This is a genomic window from Bacillus sp. 05T21, from assembly GCF_056396785.1.
The window spans coordinates 1-18151 of sequence record NZ_JBFTMD010000034.1; the positions used below are offsets into that span (position 1 = coordinate 1).

The 18151-nt window shown below is 35.6% G+C and carries 14 protein-coding genes and 1 pseudogene; 10 read left to right on the forward strand and 5 right to left on the reverse strand.

What is annotated here, in order from left to right:
- Positions 1 to 94 precede the first annotated feature (94 nt).
- Positions 95 to 802 (forward strand): IS6 family transposase, encoded by a 708-nt coding sequence (locus AC1DKZ_RS29360; protein ID WP_476997642.1) that lies wholly within the window; start codon positions 95 to 97, stop codon positions 800 to 802.
- A 138-nt stretch (positions 803 to 940) separates the two neighbouring features.
- On the opposite strand, the gene AC1DKZ_RS29365 is transcribed toward AC1DKZ_RS29360, so the two are convergent.
- Positions 941 to 1105, reverse strand: coding sequence for a hypothetical protein (locus tag AC1DKZ_RS29365; protein ID WP_001113468.1), 165 nt, complete (start codon positions 1103 to 1105; stop codon positions 941 to 943).
- Between the two features lie 126 nt (positions 1106 to 1231).
- Here AC1DKZ_RS29365 and AC1DKZ_RS29370 point away from each other — a divergent pair, with 126 nt between their 5' ends.
- The 4 genes from AC1DKZ_RS29370 to AC1DKZ_RS29385 all read left to right on the forward strand — a co-directional run bounded on the left by AC1DKZ_RS29370 (position 1232) and on the right by AC1DKZ_RS29385 (position 4192).
- Positions 1232 to 1861 (forward strand): Holliday junction resolvase RecU, encoded by a 630-nt coding sequence (locus AC1DKZ_RS29370; RefSeq protein ID WP_476997643.1) that lies wholly within the window; start codon positions 1232 to 1234, stop codon positions 1859 to 1861.
- Positions 1862 to 1998: 137 nt separating this feature from the next.
- Positions 1999 to 2370, forward strand: a complete 372-nt coding sequence (locus AC1DKZ_RS29375; protein ID WP_431182954.1) for an ArpU family phage packaging/lysis transcriptional regulator — start codon at positions 1999 to 2001, stop codon at positions 2368 to 2370.
- A 1015-nt stretch (positions 2371 to 3385) separates the two neighbouring features.
- A complete protein-coding gene (locus AC1DKZ_RS29380) occupies positions 3386 to 3637 on the forward strand; it encodes a hypothetical protein (RefSeq protein WP_377867410.1) in 252 nt (83 codons plus the stop codon).
- Positions 3638 to 4000: 363 nt separating this feature from the next.
- Positions 4001 to 4192 carry a hypothetical protein gene (locus AC1DKZ_RS29385; protein ID WP_377867411.1) on the forward strand — a complete coding sequence of 64 codons (192 nt, stop codon included), beginning with the start codon at positions 4001 to 4003 and terminating at the stop codon, positions 4190 to 4192.
- 496 nt (positions 4193 to 4688) lie between these two features.
- On the opposite strand, the gene AC1DKZ_RS29390 is transcribed toward AC1DKZ_RS29385, so the two are convergent.
- Positions 4689 to 4853, reverse strand: coding sequence for a hypothetical protein (locus tag AC1DKZ_RS29390; RefSeq protein ID WP_404458265.1), 165 nt, complete (start codon positions 4851 to 4853; stop codon positions 4689 to 4691).
- A gap of 502 nt (positions 4854 to 5355) precedes the next feature.
- Positions 5356 to 7149: a response regulator gene (locus AC1DKZ_RS29395; protein ID WP_476997644.1), complete on the reverse strand. Its 1794-nt coding sequence runs from the start codon at positions 7147 to 7149 to the stop codon at positions 5356 to 5358.
- Between the two features lie 422 nt (positions 7150 to 7571).
- Here AC1DKZ_RS29395 and AC1DKZ_RS29400 point away from each other — a divergent pair.
- The 4 genes and pseudogenes from AC1DKZ_RS29400 to AC1DKZ_RS29415 all read left to right on the forward strand — a co-directional run.
- Positions 7572 to 8633 (forward strand): annotated as a pseudogene (locus AC1DKZ_RS29400) (serine hydrolase domain-containing protein); the annotation flags it as partial.
- 646 nt (positions 8634 to 9279) lie between these two features.
- A complete protein-coding gene (locus AC1DKZ_RS29405; RefSeq protein WP_113937251.1) occupies positions 9280 to 10275 on the forward strand; it encodes an ETX/MTX2 family pore-forming toxin in 996 nt (331 codons plus the stop codon).
- A 697-nt stretch (positions 10276 to 10972) separates the two neighbouring features.
- Complete coding sequence (locus AC1DKZ_RS29410) at positions 10973 to 11134, forward strand: glycine zipper domain-containing protein (RefSeq protein ID WP_476997645.1); 162 nt, start codon at positions 10973 to 10975, stop codon at positions 11132 to 11134.
- A gap of 431 nt (positions 11135 to 11565) precedes the next feature.
- Entirely contained in the window at positions 11566 to 13230 is a 1665-nt protein-coding gene (locus AC1DKZ_RS29415; RefSeq protein ID WP_476997646.1) for a M4 family metallopeptidase, read from the forward strand.
- A gap of 422 nt (positions 13231 to 13652) precedes the next feature.
- On the opposite strand, the gene AC1DKZ_RS29420 is transcribed toward AC1DKZ_RS29415, so the two are convergent.
- Both AC1DKZ_RS29420 and AC1DKZ_RS29425 read right to left on the reverse strand, forming a co-directional pair.
- Positions 13653 to 15086, reverse strand: coding sequence for an IS4 family transposase (locus tag AC1DKZ_RS29420; protein WP_476997647.1), 1434 nt, complete (start codon positions 15084 to 15086; stop codon positions 13653 to 13655).
- Positions 15087 to 15229: 143 nt separating this feature from the next.
- On the reverse strand, positions 15230 to 15799 hold the full coding sequence (locus tag AC1DKZ_RS29425; RefSeq protein ID WP_476997648.1) for a TetR/AcrR family transcriptional regulator: 570 nt from the start codon (positions 15797 to 15799) through the stop codon (positions 15230 to 15232).
- A gap of 411 nt (positions 15800 to 16210) precedes the next feature.
- Here AC1DKZ_RS29425 and asnB point away from each other — a divergent pair, with 411 nt between their 5' ends.
- Positions 16211 to 18034, forward strand: coding sequence for an asparagine synthase (glutamine-hydrolyzing) (asnB, locus tag AC1DKZ_RS29430; RefSeq protein ID WP_476997649.1), 1824 nt, complete (start codon positions 16211 to 16213; stop codon positions 18032 to 18034).
- Positions 18035 to 18151: the final 117 nt, after the last annotated feature.

The following is an 18151-nucleotide window of genomic DNA, read 5'->3' on the forward strand; positions in this document are numbered from 1 at the left end:
TCGGTTCTGGTGCAAAAACTTAAGGACAATTGCAATGAATCTATAAATCTTGGACATACTGTTACTATTACTTTAGAAAGGGTGCGTGATTGGTATGGAAAGGGAAAATGTATTCAAATGGAGGCATTATCAGCCTGATATTATTTTGTTAACGGTAAGATGGTACCTACGGTACAACCTCAGTTTTCGTGATTTGGTGGAAATGCTAGAAGAACGGGGTTTATCCATTTCTCATACAACGATTATGCGTTGGGTACACCAGTATGGTCCTGAATTGGACAAACGAATCCGACGTCACCTCAAACAAACAAATGACTCTTGGAGAGTCGATGAAACATATATCAAAGTAAAAGGTCAATGGATGTACCTGTATCGTGCTGTTGATTCGAAAGGAAACACAATCGATTTTTGCCTAGGCAAAACAAGAGACCAGAAGACTGCAAAGCACTTTTTCAAGAAAGCTTTGCGGTCTTTTCATGTTTCGCAGCCTCGTGTTATGACAGTCGATAAGAATCCAGCTTATCCTATAGCAATTGAACAGTTGAAAAAAGAGAAAAGCATACCTGATGGTATGCAACTTAGACAACAAAAATACTTGAATAACATAGTAGAACAAGATCATCGCTTTATAAAGAAGCGAATCCGTTCTATGCTAGGGTTCAAATGTTTTGACACAGCTACATCCATTCTTTCTGGAGTAGAAGCTATGCATATGATTAAAAAAGAACAGATTGATTTACGGGACCAGTCTGTCCAAAACCAGAAAAAATTCATCCATCAATTGTTTGGACTGGTAGCATAAGATACGATTCCGTTAGGAATATATGCGCTTTATTCTCTTTTATTTTATTTTTGCACCAGAACCAGTTATGGCCATCGCCTATCTATATTATTGACAAAATATTAAGTTTTATTCAGGGAGGAACTCATAATCTATAAATTAGATTATGATATTTGCTATTACCCATATCGCCCAAAAAAGAACCAAAAATTCTATTGTAATCCAAAGTGCTTTTTTCTCAGGTTTTTTAAACTCTTTTATTAAAGAGAAAACAGCACTAATTGCTATAAGGATGAAAAGAACGAGTCTTATTGTATCTGGCATTTTAACCACTCCTAATTTCAAATTAAATTCATTATATAACGATTTTTAAACTTTTAGATAATTATTGGTGAGAATTAAGCAAAATTTAAACAAAATCATCCTTTAAATAGAAAGCGAGGAATAACAATGGGACTAGGAAACCGCGGAATGGCATTTGAAATGCTTATCAATCTAGCGAATGAAATGTATCAAAGAGGGGGAGTGGCACTTATAAACAAGCGTCCGACTCCTGTGAAGGTGTTAAAGAGTAAAGGTGGCCGTGTACTAAATGGATTCTATGAAGCTAAGAGTACAGTAGACTATGACGGTGTGTATAAAGGACGAGCTATAGTGTTTGAAGCGAAGTCTACAGAGAATGCTACACGATTTGATCTAAAGAACATTGCGCAGCATCAATTGGATTACTTGGAGAAAGCAGAGAAGATGGGAGCGATTTGTTTCTTCCTTATTGAATTCAGTAAGGATAAGTCAGTATTCGCAGTACCACTATCAATCATCCAATCTTATGTAAGGATGTCGCGACAACCAAAGGGCAAGAAGTCTATACTGAGAGTAGACTTTGATATTTATGGGTACTTAGTAAAACAGACAGAACGAGCGCCGATTGATTATTTACAATACATCGATGAGCAAGGATTTACACCGGAAATAGATGGCATGATTCAATTTGATCAGGACCATAAAAAGGTAGCGAATAACATTGAAGCAGCAAAAGAGAAGATAGCCAACAAGAAACGAAAATTATTAAAGGCCTAATGGATAACGGAACCATGCAGAGTGGATGGTGGGGGCTACTCGCTATGCATGGTTCCCTTATTCAACAATGAGATATTAAAATTTCACGTACCTGATGTGAATGTAATAACTAAAATTCGAAATAGGGGGATTCCTTCGTGGAGAGACAATTAACTTTATTACCAGATATAGATGATAAAAAAGTACAGAAGGAAGTAGTGAGCGTATTAAAAGAATACAGAGCACTCAAGATGCGATTCAGTAATAAATTGGAACAAGAAGGGATCAGTTTGTTCCCTGAGTTGCGTGATTCAAGGAATACGAATAAATGGAAGGTGCAGCAGGTAGAGACGGCGCTTAATAACTTACTAGATGAAGATGAACGGAATATCGTTGAGCGTAAGTTCCTAACAAACGAGAGAGTGAAAGATTCAGATGTTTATAATGATCTGCTGCTCAAGAAGACATATTTCTATGAGAAGAAGCAAAGTGCGGTTAAATTGATTGCTACAGCACTTGGGATCATCTAAAAATAGCGAACAAAACGCGGTCAAAATGCGAACTTTTTGGGGGGCTAAATAAAAATGCCAAAAATTATAAATTATATGTACAAGCCCTTTGACAACCGCATATCGAAGAGGATTAGTACACCTATAAGTGAAACGTTCTTATGCGATAATGTCACGGTAACGTATACCGCATAGTATAGGGCGGGCAAGACGGTACGAACCCGCGTTAAGACGGAAAGACCAATGAATTGTATAACAATGACATATTCCAGTGTGGCGGGTGTGAGATAACTCGCATTCGTCATGCTGTTTCTAATTTGTATCTATCATTCATAACGGACCACTTTCTGTTATGAAAATAGATATAAAGCTATTATTCCTGTCTATGTCGATTTCTAAGAATGGGGATGGTTTTCATGATTGAATGAAAATTGTTCTGATACTTAAAAATTGCCAATGGAATTCTGTTGTATACGTAACTTGTTCTTAGCCATATAGTAATTACTCACGATTTTTACTATTGGGTAAGTCAGGGTGTAAAGAGACTAGTCACCTCTTTACTACAGCCAATATACATCCAGTCGTGTTTAATCCCCTTTTCGCGATACGTCCCCTATATTGGTTGTAGTAAGGCGGTGGAAAAAGGTAATAACCGTCTTGCATATTAAGACTGATTCCCTTTACATAATCACGTTGATATTTCATCTGTCACGGGACGAAATATAACAAAAACGGTTTGCAAAGGCGATAAGCTGAAGTATTGATCGACTCTACGGAGAATAAACGAGAAGATTCTTAGTCTTCTCCAGGTCACCGAACACAGGGCGTGTAGCCATACTAGTTAATGCGGTGGCTTGGAGAAGGTTGAGAGTACCTCAACTCAATCTTGAATGAAGAGAAACTTTGCCATTTGTTTTCTCTCTTTTCTCCCATCCCCTTTAAAGGTGTCACTTCGGTGGTGGCTTTTGTTTTATCTGCAAAAAAAGGATAATTATGGTTTTTATAGAATAAATAAGTCGGGAGAGGTGGAATAATAATGATATATATAGAAATATTAGAAGAGTTGTCAGTAGGGGAAATATATACTGAAAGACAAATTCATGATTTGTTATACAATACTGGCACTGAAATAACAATCTTGTGTGATACCGTATCAGAATTTAATGAATCTGAAATAGAAAGATTCCAAGTGATGGGTAAGTATGAGATATTTATTCATAAAAATGAGAACTATTCATATTGTGCACCATCGAAAAAAACAATGGTTTATGTTATAGAGAAAATTTAGGAGCATCCAAAACGGGTGCTTTTTTCTTTGTTATATAGAAATTACACATTAAACATTAAACATATATTTATACGCGCTGTTACTAAACACTAAGGAATAGTAATAAAAAGATGATGCTGATGAAGCCATATAAAAATAAAAAGAATCCTAAGATGGGTAGTTTTTTATGAAAGTCGAGCATGATAAACCTCCTTGGGTATATAGAAGATTTTAATATATCATTAGTCTATTGAGAAGGGAAAACATAAATTGGTACATGTTTAATGAGAATTTGAACAAAATGGACATTTGGTTTAAATGAGTATATAAATAGAAAGAATCTAATTATTTGGTTCACATTTTAATCCAAGGGGTACAAATTCGATGCGGCGTGAAAAGGATTTGTTGAAACAATGGAAGGCGGATTTGCAAGCTGTTCAAGAAGAGAAGAAGCTGAAGAAGAAGGCTAAGAAAAACAATAAAAAATATAGCATTCCTGGTAATACAGCTGACTTTATGAATGGTAAGAATACTTATCGTAAAGAGAATGGGGTATGGAAGCAAAGAAATAAATGACGTGAGGGTAAATAAATCGATTAAACCAATAGCAATTATCGTAGAAGTTGCCGTAATCGGGGTGGCGTCTTGTTTGTTGTTAAGGAAAGATAAGGGGTGAAATGGATTGAATCTTAAAGTTAAGAGGAGGTAATCATATTTATGGGATGTAATTGTAATTTCAGACATTGCAGAGATTGTAATAGATTTTGGGATGATTTAATGTTCTGCAGACGCAGACATAGAGATTGTGATGACCGTCGTTGTAGACGTGACCGTGACTGTGATTGTGATAAACGTAAGGATTGGTAAATACCTAATGGAGAGGGCTTTGAAGAAAAGCGCTCTTTTTTTGTACATGGATTTTCTGGTCTTATTTGTTGAGGAAGGATAAGGACTAACAAAACAAACGAACACAACGGACGGAAATAAATGTCTTGCTTATCTGTCTAAAAGTTGAGACAAATAAACAGATAGAAGAAACTATTTTATATTTTTTAAACTTAAATGAGTTAATTTAATCTGGAACATTGAAAACTTGTTCAGCAGAAATTTGAGATTTTGTCGTTTTCGTAGTAACTGTTTCAGCACTAACTTTCAGATTACTTGTCATAATAGGCGTAATCAATGCCGTTGTTAAAATAACAGATGTTGCTAATACTTTTATTGATTTTTGCATCATTTTAAATATCCTGTTTTCTATATATTGGATTTATAGGATTCTATATTCTATCGATAGATTATTAAAAACATGTAAAATAAGCCTTTAGGTTCATTTTGTATGTTTTACCAATTATTGCGTTTGTAAAAATTTATTAACTTCTTTAATACAAAAAGATATGGTTATGTTACAAGAAATACTCAATCATAGCACACCAAAAATTTCATTGTTCCTCAAAATAAAAAATGTCTGGATTCTTATGGAAGGATAAATTTTCATTTTGGGGATACTCCAAAATGTTAAGTTGATGGGCATGGGGTACAGCCGAGATACGTGTAAAAATAGGTCATAGACTTACTTTTATTTCCAATAAGTTTTGAAGTCGGATTTTTTCTTTTTTGGCTTTGTTAAATTATATTGTTAGTAATTGAGATATAAAAATGACTTATCAATAGATAAGTCATTTTTTAATTGCCAGTTCGGCTATTTATTATTCCCAAGGACCCTTTGTCTTGAGTACCATCTACACAATATTTTCCTTTCGGGCTCTTTTTATTGCTTCTTCGCGGTTGTTGACGCTGAGCTTCGAGTAGAGAGTCGAGCAATAATTACGGATCGTTCCCTCCGATAAAAATAATTTGGCGGCGATCGACTTATAACGCAGTCCACCTGACAGATGCTCCAGAATCTCCATTTCACGCTTCGTAAGCCCGTACGGGAATTTTTCTTGACTTGAGCCGATCTTCTCCAATTGCTCGCGTTGACTTTTCATCTCTTCGAAAATTCGCGTAGCGACCGATTGATCGATCCAGATTCCTCCGTTATAAATTAGTTTCAAGGCTTCCTTCATCTCTCGCGGATGAATCGACTTCAGCATGTAGCCCTCCGCCCCGTGCTCCAATGCAGTTGCTGCCTGCAAGGAATCCTCAAACGTTGTCATGAACACAACCTTCATATCAGGCCATCGTTGTTTCATCTCAAGTAAAGTTTCAATCCCGCTCATTCCCTGCATACTAATATCCATTAGCACGATATCCGGTTGGGACCGCTCACAATGTTCTAATGCTTCGCCACCGTCCCTGGCTGTACCAACTACGTTAAAATCAGTATGCTGATCCAAAATTTGCTTCAAACTGTCGGTAATGATCACCTGGTCGTTAACGAGCAGCAGGCGGATTGTATCATGTGCAGGCTCTGTCTGCAACGGAATATTACATATGACGAAAGTTCCTTGTTCTGGCTCGGAATGCACGGACACCGTGCCGTGAAATAGCTTAAGTCGTTCCTTCATCCCATTAAGTTCAAATCCAAATTGGATTTCTTCCATTCCGATGCCGTTATCTTCGATCTGTAACCTGAGCTGCTGACTCTCGAAATACAACTGAACGGATATCAAGCTCGCCGAACCGTGCCGAACCGCGTTGTTCAGAGACTCTTGAAGGCAACGATATAGACAAAAGTTTATTTTTTGCATTACGAGAGTCTCGCTGCCGATCACACGGAATTTGACCATTATACCTGTTGACTTCATAAAATCTTCGGTAAATTGCCGTAGAGATTCACTTAACGAATGGTTCAATGGAGTATGAGAGAGCTGATGCAGATGTTTTCGGATATCAACCAGACCGTGTTGGGCGATTCCGACAAGCGAATCGATCCTCTCTATCTGTGAATTCGGTACGGACGATCGCAGCGATTCGACGCCGACGATGAGCGAGGTAAGCGTATGGCCAATCGTGTCATGCAGCTCATGTGACAGCCGGCTGCGCTCCTCCATCAGCGTAAGTTCCTCAATCCGCTCAATATGCTGCTCCAGCAATAGCTTTTGCTCATGAATAATTAGGGCTTGCTTATGGGACTGAATTAATATATTAAACGTGAAGCCGATGGCGAATCCAAAACCGTTGCTAACGATAAATTCATACGGGAGACGACCAGCGATCCAACCGTTCAATGCCGGCAATATGATTCCACAGAGGATACCTGTCCATACATAGGTTCTTCGATTGCTCGCCAAGCCGATATTTATCACAAGTAAAACGAAAGACCAAAGTAACTCCGGTGCTATATAGGCTAAATAAAGATGAAATACCCCCGCTGCCATGACGTCGACTGCAAGATACCAATCTGCATTTCTACACCAGGCGATTAATGGAACGAGATAAACGACGAAAGCAAAAGAAAATAAGACCCAAAAAGACGCATCGATTAATGACGGTTTGATAAAACTAGCGCTTATGATAATGACCATCCAAAGCGTTCGTATGGCCACAAATATCCAATCATACCAGAACCATTTTTTCATTATAGAGAACACGGATTATGCACACCTACTTGTATTTTTGAAAGTTAATTCTGAATAAATCAAATCTATCATGCACCATAAACTTCTGATCCGTCAAGCGGAAGAGAGGGTAAACAGTTAGAATTTACTGTAACAAGCACGTCACATGAGATATTTGACAGTTTGTCATATGGTATATGTGACAAGTCCAATTCCGAGTGTCAACAAAAGTTTGGCGGTTTCATCACTATCCGATTTAACAGTTTTGGGGATAAGGTGAGGATGTAAAGCAACACCACATTCCAAAATAATAGGAGCGATACGTCATGAAATTACTCAAGATTCAAAAAGGAGCTGTACTTGCATTAACAGCTATATCGGCGAGTACACTGGTATTTTCTGCTTATGGGTCTGTAAACCCGGTACAGACTGAAGGCGCGGTACAAGTGAAGACAGAGAAGGAAAAGAAAAGCAATCATCGGGATGAAGTCAAACGCGTCATTGATGAGGTGGTAACCATCAAAGGAGTCCCAAGTGTCATAGCTGGCGGGTTACAGAACGGGAAACGCTGGTCTTACGCTACAGGTACAGCCAGTTATGAAGTACCACACCCGGTGGAGTCCAATTTTTCATTCCGTATTGGAAGTATTTCAAAGACTTTCACAGCGTCCGTTGTATTACAGTTGGCTGACGAGAAAAAATTGAATCTGGATGATTCGGTTGAAAAATGGCTACCAGGTGTCATAAAAGGTGAAGGGTATGATGGCAACAAAATTACGATCCGTCAGTTATTGAATCACACAAGTGGGCTTGCTAGCTATACAGATTTGGATTTCCGAGATATTACTTTGCCTCAAAATCCATACCGTTACTATTCCATCGATGAGCTTATCGACCTTGGACTTTCAAAGCCACCTGTATTTGCACCAGGGAAGGGCTGGAATTATTCCAATATGAATACTGTACTAGCCGGTCAAATTATTCAAAAGGTAACAGGAGAAACGTATGCGGAGCAGATCAGGAAACGGTTTATCATACCGCTTGGAATGAAAGGGACATTTGTGATGGGAAATAGTCACGAAATTCCGGGTAAGCATGCCACAGGATATAATATGGATAGATCGGGTCATTTGTATGATTTAACAGAAATGAATCAATCATGGGCAAATGCGGCGGGAGATATAGTCTCAACAGTTAATGATTTGACTACCTTCTTCAGTGCGTTGTTGGGCGGGAAGCTTCTGACTCAAGAGATGATGGACCAGATGCACACAACAGTAGATGGACCTTTTGGTAAAGTCGGACTAGGGATTTATGAATTTAAAACAGCGGATGGGCAATCTTACTGGGGGCATGCCGGAGGTACTTTCGGATATGAATCGAGAGCCGTCGGATCTCTAGACGGGAAGCATATTCTAGTAACGTGTATCAACTCGGTAGGTCCACAAGTAGCGCCAGCTCACGATAAAATAATCAATAAGGAATTTAGCCATTACGCAAGTCTAAACAGACAGTGAATTATATAAGTTTGACCTGCTTGGAAAACGAAAACATACCGATCTATACATGGTTACGGGTGCCGGATCATATCTATCACTCCTCATGGGATTTATACACAAAAGGACCGTCAGGATGTTTTCCTAGCGGTTTTTCTTATGAGATGGATGTATATTGTATTCATAGAAGTTAAAATAAAGTCCTATTATCGATAGCAAGGACAAAGAGGAACCCCTAATCTCATAAGGGAACCTCCTTTTTTGCTCTATTGATCTATGCATTTTTTTATACACTCCTATCCTGGTGCGATTTTAGGGTTCTTGTTTGTTATTTAATTAGCTGAAAAACTGTGTAAAATCTTGCATGCTCTTAGCGTGGTTTTTTTCCGAAATGCTGGCGGTACGCCAGAAAGATAAACACATTTAAAAACATTGTAGAATTTATGACAATTAACAGTAGATTTCTTAATTTCTATATATCTTTTTATCTTAAATATGACATTAACAAAAAAAATTAACATATTTCTAGATGCATATATGTAATAAAACATAAAAAACTAGTTAATTTTATCCGATAGTGACTGATTAAACGGAATGTTGAGTATTTTCTGTCAATTAGATATATTAATAGCATAATGCTAAATCTATTAAGAGAGGTGGAATATTGATGAAATCATATAAAAAAATGGCTGTAATGATGCCATTCGCATGTATGTTAAGTATAGGAGTAGTAAGTATGCCTACTACTTCTTTTGCAGATGCTACAAAAAGTACAATATTAAATGTTAATACAAAGAGTGATAATGTTTATAATGAAGATAAGTTTATACAAGATATAAAAGATAGAATGACTCCAGAAGGTACTGCAGCTAATCCAAATACTGCAACTAAATATGTATCTAAGCCCGAATATCATACTGATGTTAATAACTTAGATATAACAGCACATTTTGATAGTTGGGGACCTACACAACAAATAGAACTACTATCATACAAAAATGATGGATTAGTAGACCAAACATGGTATTCTCCTGAAAAAAGTATCAAAACAACAGAGTCTTTTACCTATTCAAACCAAGAAGGGGCTAAATTAGGAGTATCTTCAAAATCAACGTTAGCAGTTAAAATTCCTTTTGTTGCTGAAGGCGGTCAAGAGATCACACTTTCATCTGAATTTAATTATACTCATACAAGTTCTAACACATCTACTCATGAAGAACAAATTATATTTAAATCACAGCCTGTAATTTGTAAGGCTGGTTATACCACAACATATTTTGGTATAGTGAAAGCCGCTAATTTCTCAGGAACATTTAAAACAAAATCAAAAGTTCATGTTCCGAAACTATCCTACTATGATCAAAATGGATATGGATGGACGTGGCAGGAATCACGTCCTAATTTTTACAATTCAAAAGTGTATTCTTTACTTACGAATGGTTCAAAACCAACACCATCATATTTAAACTTTGAATCTTATGTACAACCAGATAATAAAAATATACAAATACCAGTAGTAGATATTCAATCTGAGTTTAGCGGTGAAGGTGGTCATTATTCTGAGATATATGTTAAAGCAACTCCAATAGATGCACCAAATAAATCTATTACACTACCCCTTAAAGAATATCAAAATAGAGTAGCCAAAGGATTACCATTATAATAAGAACTAAATTTATATATTTTTCTGTAAAGAGATATAAAAAAAGATTATTATTATGGAGTTTTAATTTATGTATGAAAAGTTTATTCAGAATACTCAATACGCAAAATATGTTTTACAAATATATAATGTAAATTCTCTTCTATCTCAATTACCTTGTGCACCAGAGCTACAATCGTTTATATTTTGTTATTTCCTGTTGCAGAATCCTTGTTATAAGGATTCTTTTTTTTGTATCAAAAATCTACAAAGAAAAAAGATAAGATCGGGAACACAATCATATCTTTAGCACAAGGAGTAAACAAAGGGAATAACCATCATATTTTTATTATAATTTATTTTTTGTTAATTTTGAATATTATAACCATAATTAACAAGTATATCTATATTGAGAAATTCATTACAAAATTAGTTATAAAATGATTCAAAACTCCAAAGTAAACCTTTACCCAAAAGTTTACTTTCAAAAACCCTGAAAGCATTAATCTCAATCCAAATCTCCTGATATCCTCAAAAATCGAGAAAAAGTATACATTCAAAACGCTGCAAATTAAAAGCTTATAATATAGATTAACAACCAACAGTAATGTATTATATAATTAAAATAATACGTTGTTGGTTATCTTTAAGACACTATAAATATGGCATTTATTTAAAAATTACAATTCATGATTCTAATGAAAGGAGGTATACCTTTTTGAATAAAAATATACAAAGTGATGCAAATACGGTAATTGGAATATCTATAGGACTGGTTTTGGGGACAACTTTCGGGTTGCTTATTAATAACCTTACTCTGGGGATGATGATTGGCATTACTATTGGATTTGGAGTTTCTAAAATAAAACAAAAAAAATAACTATATTTATACTATACAACATCGGTAGAATACCCCCTTACTTTTGAAGTAGTAAGGGGGTATTCTTGCAAATTTTAGCTTGATGGGCGTGTATGATGCCCCCTTTTATATACAGCTTCTTGTTTTAGTTTTGTAAGTGGATCCAAAAAGAAGTAATCGTTGCCGCACCCCTTTTTCAGAGGATGGACAACGATTCCCAATTAAAATTTATCCGATATGCGAAATTGCATATTCATTATGAAAACCTAGAAAACTCAACACTTTAAGGTCTTCTACAACCAGAATTATAAGTAAATAGATATAAATAATATGAATTATTTCCCATTTATTACAATCTCCTACCTTTACAGAATCTATATATAAAAATATAATTTTCAAAAAATATAAATATTCTGTTTAAAACAGGGTGTAAAAACAAAGGAGAAGAAAATATGAAAACAAAGAAACAAAGTCTAGCAGTTTTATTGTCAGCTGGTGTTATTGCTACATCAATTAGTTTACCGACACATAGCTATGCCGCTACATCAAGTAATGTGCTGTCTACAGAGAAGTATAATGAGGTCATTAAGTCCCCAGAATTTATTTCTGGGCAGCTGACTACACCATCTTCAACAAAAACTGAGGATGTAGTATTTCGATATGTTGATGAAAATAAGGACAAATATAAACTAGGTACAAAAAGTGCTAAAGAATCATTCACTGTAAAGAAACAAGAAGATGACAAGTTGGGTGCAAAAGTTGTTCGATTACAACAAACATATAGCGGTGTTCCAGTATGGGGATCTACACAAGTTGCACATGTTGATAATAAGGGAGTATTAACCGTTTTTTCTGGAACCGTGATTCCTGATTTAGATAAAAAATTACAACAACCAAATCAAAAAGTCTCTGCCGATGAGGCAGTGTCTATTGCTGAAAAGGAACTAAGTTTTAAACCAAACTATGATGTAAAACCGACATCTGAACTTGTAGTATATGCAAAAAATGACACAGTATCCTATGCATATCATGTTCATTTAGGATTTTTATCTCCACAACCAGGTAACCATGATTATTTTGTAGAAGCAGAGACTGGAAAAATCTTAGATCATATTGAAGTTTTACATACAGCAAGCACCCCAAAAAATATTATTGGGACAACAACAACGGGAACAGGAAAAGATTCATTTGGAAATACAAAAAATTTGAATCTCTTACAATCTAATAATACTTATTATTTAGTAGATCAGACCCGTGGAAAGGGAATTTATACGTATGATGCACAAAATCAAGGAAGTGATGATGACACTTCGTTTCTCCCAGGTGTCCTTTTAAGTAACAGCACTAACAGTTTTACAAGCAAAAATGCACAGGCAGCTGTGGATGCTCATACTTATGCCGGAATTGTATATGATTATTATAAAAACGTTCAGGGAAGAGATTCCTATGACGGAAATGGGGCCAAAATTGTTTCATCTGTTCATTTTGGAAAACAGTATGAAAACGCATTTTGGGATCCAGACCTAAAACAAATGGTTTATGGAGATGGAGTTGGATCAACCCGTTCATTTACAGCCGCAATTGATGCTGTTGGTCATGAACTAACACATGCAGTAACAGAATCATCATCCAACTTAATTTATCAAAATGAATCTGGCGCACTTAATGAATCAATGTCAGATATTTTCGGGACATTAATCGAATATTATAATAACTCAAATCCCGATTATCTAATTGGAGAAGATTTATTCTTCCAATCGGGACAAGCCCTTCGTTCTATGAGTGATCCAACACAATACGGTGATCCAGACCATTATTCTAAACGTTATACAGGAACGAATCAAAGCAAATTAGTACACACAAATAGTGGGATTATCAATAAAGCAGCGTATCTTGTTGCAGAGGGTGGTACTCATTATGGAGTAACTGTGAACGGTATTGGTAAAGATAAAATGGGTAAAATCTTTTATCGCGCAAATACTCAATATCTCACAGAATCGGCAACATTCTCTCAGACAAGACAAGCTCTTGTACAGTCAGCCGCAGATTTATATGGAACACAATCAGCTGAGGTTACCTCTGTAACCAAAGCATTTGATGCTGTTGGTGTTAAATGATTTGGTTCTGGTGCAGCTCTTGCAAGTAATCTCCTAAACTTGAACATACTGATAGTATGACTCTAAAAAGGGGGTTCTAGTGCAAAAGTGTTAGTTAGAAACATAGGTAACAATGAACTATGACAACATAATGGTTATAGTAACACAATACAATTCTAGTTAATTTTTAAAAAATAAGAACACTTTTATTCATATATTTTTATAGAACTAAAGCATCTAATATACATTAGATGCTTTTTTGATTATGAATCCACTTTTTTTATTTTGTATTATTCATTGTTGGGGTAGCACCACATCGCTATCAAGCTAAGCTCATGTAACGTCAATGATAAGCGAGATTGTTTCTTTTTTTCGAAAGTCTATATGTAGGTGCTTTATAGATTTGCATACGAAATAAACCCTAACGGGTTTCCTTTTTTGAATTAAGCCGCTTGATTATCAGACATGGTACAATTGTATACGACACCTAATATATCAAAGACTGTTTTCTTCTCATATCGATGAGATTTTCGCCCGTTTTGCTGTAGAAGATTGAATAGGCGATATAGAACCTTTGATAGTTCTTGGGTGTCTTTCTGTATAGCTTGGAAAAGAAGAAGAAAATAATCTCTAATCATATATATGGCCTTATACTCACTCAGTTCTCGTTTCTTTTTCATAAGAAGTAATTGACGCATTTGAAACATGATAGAAGAACAGAGTAGAATGGCAATCAATTGTCCATACAAATGGCACTCCCATCTTTCTGGTTTTATCTTTTTACACTGATGAATTTGAAAGAATGACTTCCACGTTTTAAATAAAATTTCGATTTGCCAGCGTAAAGAATACCAATCATGTACTTGTCCCATTGGGACAATGTCTGTAGGTGTGTTTGTCATATATACATTGATGCCACTGAGTCGTTTACTACGAGTAGAATACTTCATTCCTTTCTTTTTTTCTCTTACAGTTTGATCTTGTAATCGTTGTTGTTGTTGTTGTTCTTTGGTTAGTCGATGAATAATCACACGGGTTGGTACTTTATCAGTCATTCCTACATAAGCGTTGGATATTTCACATGTTTGTCCTGGCTGAAGAGAGTTCATTAAGATCTCCATATCTATCTGTATATACTCTGTACCTTTCTTGATTCTTCCATCTTGAAAATAATCAGGAGTGGGATTTTTTTGATAAATACGTGTATTTGATTTAATACGAGAGATATAGTAAGCCTTTTTATCTTGTATATGTTGAAGATCTTTCAAGTGAAAATAACCTAAATCACGGATACATAAATCATTCGCTGCCACAGTTGGGGCACATAGAGAACCATAGGTTCGATCATGTTGTTTACCTGGGCCTGTATGAATATGTAGGAACTGTCCACTTAATAAATCATACTCAAGCTGAATCTTCACCCCAGCTGTATGGCTGCATCCTCCTGCACCTGGATAAACAGATGAAAATACATCGGGAAGTTGAAAGGCAGTTGAATCTAGGATGCGAATACGTTTGAAAATAGAAGCGTATGGAGAAGTGAGCATCTTAGTTGAAGATAACTTTTGGTTGAGAAGTTCGGCTAACACTTGTTGTAGGAATTGCACGGCTGTGGCATTAAATCGTTGATTCAGTCCTTCGGGACTGATGAGCACTTCTGTTGATGCTTCTAAACAGCTACATAAATGAGTTAAAGAGGTTTTAGCGACTTTTTGACTGATCCATACACATAAGGCGACTAAATCTTTTGCTTGGTACTTACTGGTTCTTTGCACAAAACCAACATTTCTAGCAAGATCTCGTAAGAAATTTGGAGATAAGAAGTTTTGAATTTCTTGAGCAAATAGTTGTAATTCATCAGATACAGAAATAGACATACAAAAACGCCATCCTTTCCTATGATTCTACAGAAAGAATAGCGTATTTTTTCATTTTAGGGGGGATTTTATTTTGTTAGCTTGATAGCGATGTGGTGCTGCCCCTATAAAGTAAATTTTGTTGTTTTTTTATGCTGGTAAAACTAGTTTTTAAGAAGCATATGCTTTAGTAATTGTAAAAATTCTTTATCGCTTTTCTCACTTTTTATATAATCCTGTTCATAGTCAAAAATCATTCGTACTAACATAAAAGCTGTTAGCGGTAACGGTAGGTTATGCAGAACTCCTTGCTGATAACCTTTTTCAAGTAAATGACTTATCATTTTAATTGCCTCTTCTTCAGATTCTTTAAAACAAGCTGTAATTTCAGGCGAACGGTATTCTTTATATTCTTGAAAGAGTTTAGAAACAAAAGGATCTTGATGATATTCTGTACTAATATGATGAAGGACCCTTTGTATTCGAATTAAAACATCTTTTTCTTCTTTATATAAATTAAATAATTGTGAGCGTTTAAGCTGAATATAACGCATATAGCAGTCACGCAATATTTCAGTTTTATCTGTATAATAATAATAAATAGTACCTTTACCAATTTTGGCTTTTTTCGCAATTTCGTCAACCGTCGTGCTACGGACACCACGCGTAGAGAACAGTATTGTGGCTGATTGAATAATTTTTATTTTTTTATTTTCTTTTTCTAATTTTATCATTGTCTACACCCTATCCTTGAAATATTTAGCAAAGTTTTCTTTAATTAAATTCGCTATCATTCTACTTGTAACTCTAATAAAAAATCCTCTATTTGCTTGTTATAGAATATCATACACTATTCCTATGCTATTCACTTAAGTATAGTCAGAGTGCCCCATGAAGAAATAGAATTTTATATGCTGAAGATAAAAATGAAAGCTTGGAATAGTATTTTTTTGAACGAATGTTCAGAATTCAAGCAAAAGGAGTCAGTAAATTCATTTTCCGATGAATAATTTGATTTTTTTTTAAATTCATTTTATTATATAAACATGACTAAAATATATATTTAGTCGGATTTTTTTTTGTGTAAACTCGACCAAAGTTTGGTTTTAGTCGATTTCTATACTATTTGAGAGAAGGTAGACACTATGTGTGGAATTGCAGGATGGATAGACTGGTCTAAAGACCTTTCAGATCAACAAGAAACGTTAAAAAACATGACAGATGCTATTATTCACCGAGGACCTGATGCAGAAGGATTTTGGTTTTCAAAACGAGCGGCATTAGGTCATCGACGTCTCATCGTCATTGATCCTGAAGGTGGCCTTCAACCTATGCTGTATAAAGATGGAAATGATACGATTGGCCTTACATTCAATGGAGAAATCTATAACTATCAAGAATTACGTAAAGAACTTGAGGAGAAAGGTCATAAATTTCAGACCAAGTCAGATACAGAAGTATTACTACATGCTTACTTAGAATGGCAAGAAGATTGTGTTCAACACTTGAATGGAATTTTTGCTTTTGGTATTTGGGATGAAAGATTTGGGAAATTGATGCTTGGTCGTGATCACCTAGGTGTGAAGCCTTTATTCTTCGCGCAACGTGGAAGTGCAATTCTCTTTGGTTCAGAACTAAAAGTTTTACTTTCGCATCCACTTGTAGAAGCAGAAGTAGATAAAGAAGGACTTTCTGAAATATTTTGTCTTGGACCAACACGTACTCCTGGCCATGCTATTTTCAAAGACATACATGAAGTGCGTGCTGGTCATTATATGACGTTTACGTCCAACGATTCGAATTCAAAACAGTATTGGAAACTTGAAAGTAAAAGACATATAGATGATATTGATACGACAGTCGAAACAATCCGCTCCATTTTACAAGATACGGTTAAACGACAGTTAATTGCTGATAAACCAGTGGTATCTATGCTTTCCGGAGGGCTAGATTCAAGTGGTCTAACAGGTTTAGCAGGAAATGAATTTGAGAATAAAGGGAAACGCCTTCATACATATTCTCTTACCTTTACGAATGATGAAAAAGATTTTGAACAAGATTTCCTTCGTTTTGATCGTGATGAACCTTGGGTGAAACGAGTGGCTGAATATGTTGGAACAAAACATCACTCTGTAGAGCTGGGATCAGACAAGTTAATAGAGCATTTATTAACTCCAATGCGAGCACGTGATTTACCTGGAGTTGGAGAACTAGAAACGTCTCTTTATTTGTTATTTAAGGAAATGAAAAAAGACGCAACAGTCGCGCTCTCAGGGGAATCAGCGGATGAAATTTTCTCAGGTTACCCATGGTTCCATCAAGAACAGTTTTTAGATGCAGAAGTGTTCCCTTGGAGTGTTAATTTATGGTATAGTACGGACATTTTATCAGAAGATTTTAAAGCGAAGATTAACCCTGAAAAATATCAAAAACAAAAATTCCAAGAGGCAGTTAGTGAGATTCCCTATTTAGAAGGTGAAAATGATCTGCAAATGAAGCAACGTCGAATGTCCTATATGTTTATTACACGTTTCTTGCCATTTATGCTAGAACGTAAGGACCGTACAAGTATGATGAATGGTTTTGAAGTGCGAGTTCCATTTTGTGACTATCGGCTTGTAGAATACTTATGGAATGTCCCATTCGAAATGAAAAGTATAGACAATATTGAAAAAGGCATTTTACGTCGAGCTTTTCAAACTGTACTTCCAGAGGATGTATGCTATCGCAAAAAAAGTGCATATCCAAGTACAAAGGATGCTTCTTATTTACAAGGGATTAGTAATTTGATGCTAAATGTGTTGAACGATTCTCAATCACCTATTTTGCCGCTAATTAATGTAGAAAGAGTTCGTGCTATTGCACAAGGAAAAGACAAAGTAATTTCTGGTAATGATGCACGAGGTATAATAGATTATCTACTTCAAGTTAATAGTTGGCTTCAGGAATATAATATTAAATTAGTATAGTGGATGTAACTTAAACTATAGAGTATAGATGAATACTCAATCGCTTAAGTGAACCGTACCTCCAATTGTCGGCATTTGTTATATAATAGAATAAACCCGTGATCAATATCGTTTCTC

Excerpts from the sequence above, each read along its gene's own strand:
- AC1DKZ_RS29370 (WP_476997643.1), top strand. The coding sequence starts at position 1,232 with ATGGGACTAGGAAACCGCGGAATGGCATTTGAAATGCTTATCAATCTA.
- asnB (WP_476997649.1), top strand. The coding sequence starts at position 16,211 with ATGTGTGGAATTGCAGGATGGATAGACTGGTCTAAAGACCTTTCAGAT.
- AC1DKZ_RS29360 (WP_476997642.1), top strand. The coding sequence starts at position 95 with ATGGAAAGGGAAAATGTATTCAAATGGAGGCATTATCAGCCTGATATT.
- AC1DKZ_RS29425 (WP_476997648.1), bottom strand. The coding sequence starts at position 15,799 with ATGATAAAATTAGAAAAAGAAAATAAAAAAATAAAAATTATTCAATCA.
- AC1DKZ_RS29385 (WP_377867411.1), top strand. The coding sequence starts at position 4,001 with ATGCGGCGTGAAAAGGATTTGTTGAAACAATGGAAGGCGGATTTGCAA.
- AC1DKZ_RS29415 (WP_476997646.1), top strand. The coding sequence starts at position 11,566 with ATGAAAACAAAGAAACAAAGTCTAGCAGTTTTATTGTCAGCTGGTGTT.
- AC1DKZ_RS29420 (WP_476997647.1), bottom strand. The coding sequence starts at position 15,086 with ATGTCTATTTCTGTATCTGATGAATTACAACTATTTGCTCAAGAAATT.
- AC1DKZ_RS29365 (WP_001113468.1), bottom strand. The coding sequence starts at position 1,105 with ATGCCAGATACAATAAGACTCGTTCTTTTCATCCTTATAGCAATTAGT.
- AC1DKZ_RS29390 (WP_404458265.1), bottom strand. The coding sequence starts at position 4,853 with ATGATGCAAAAATCAATAAAAGTATTAGCAACATCTGTTATTTTAACA.
- AC1DKZ_RS29380 (WP_377867410.1), top strand. The coding sequence starts at position 3,386 with ATGATATATATAGAAATATTAGAAGAGTTGTCAGTAGGGGAAATATAT.
- AC1DKZ_RS29405 (WP_113937251.1), top strand. The coding sequence starts at position 9,280 with ATGAAATCATATAAAAAAATGGCTGTAATGATGCCATTCGCATGTATG.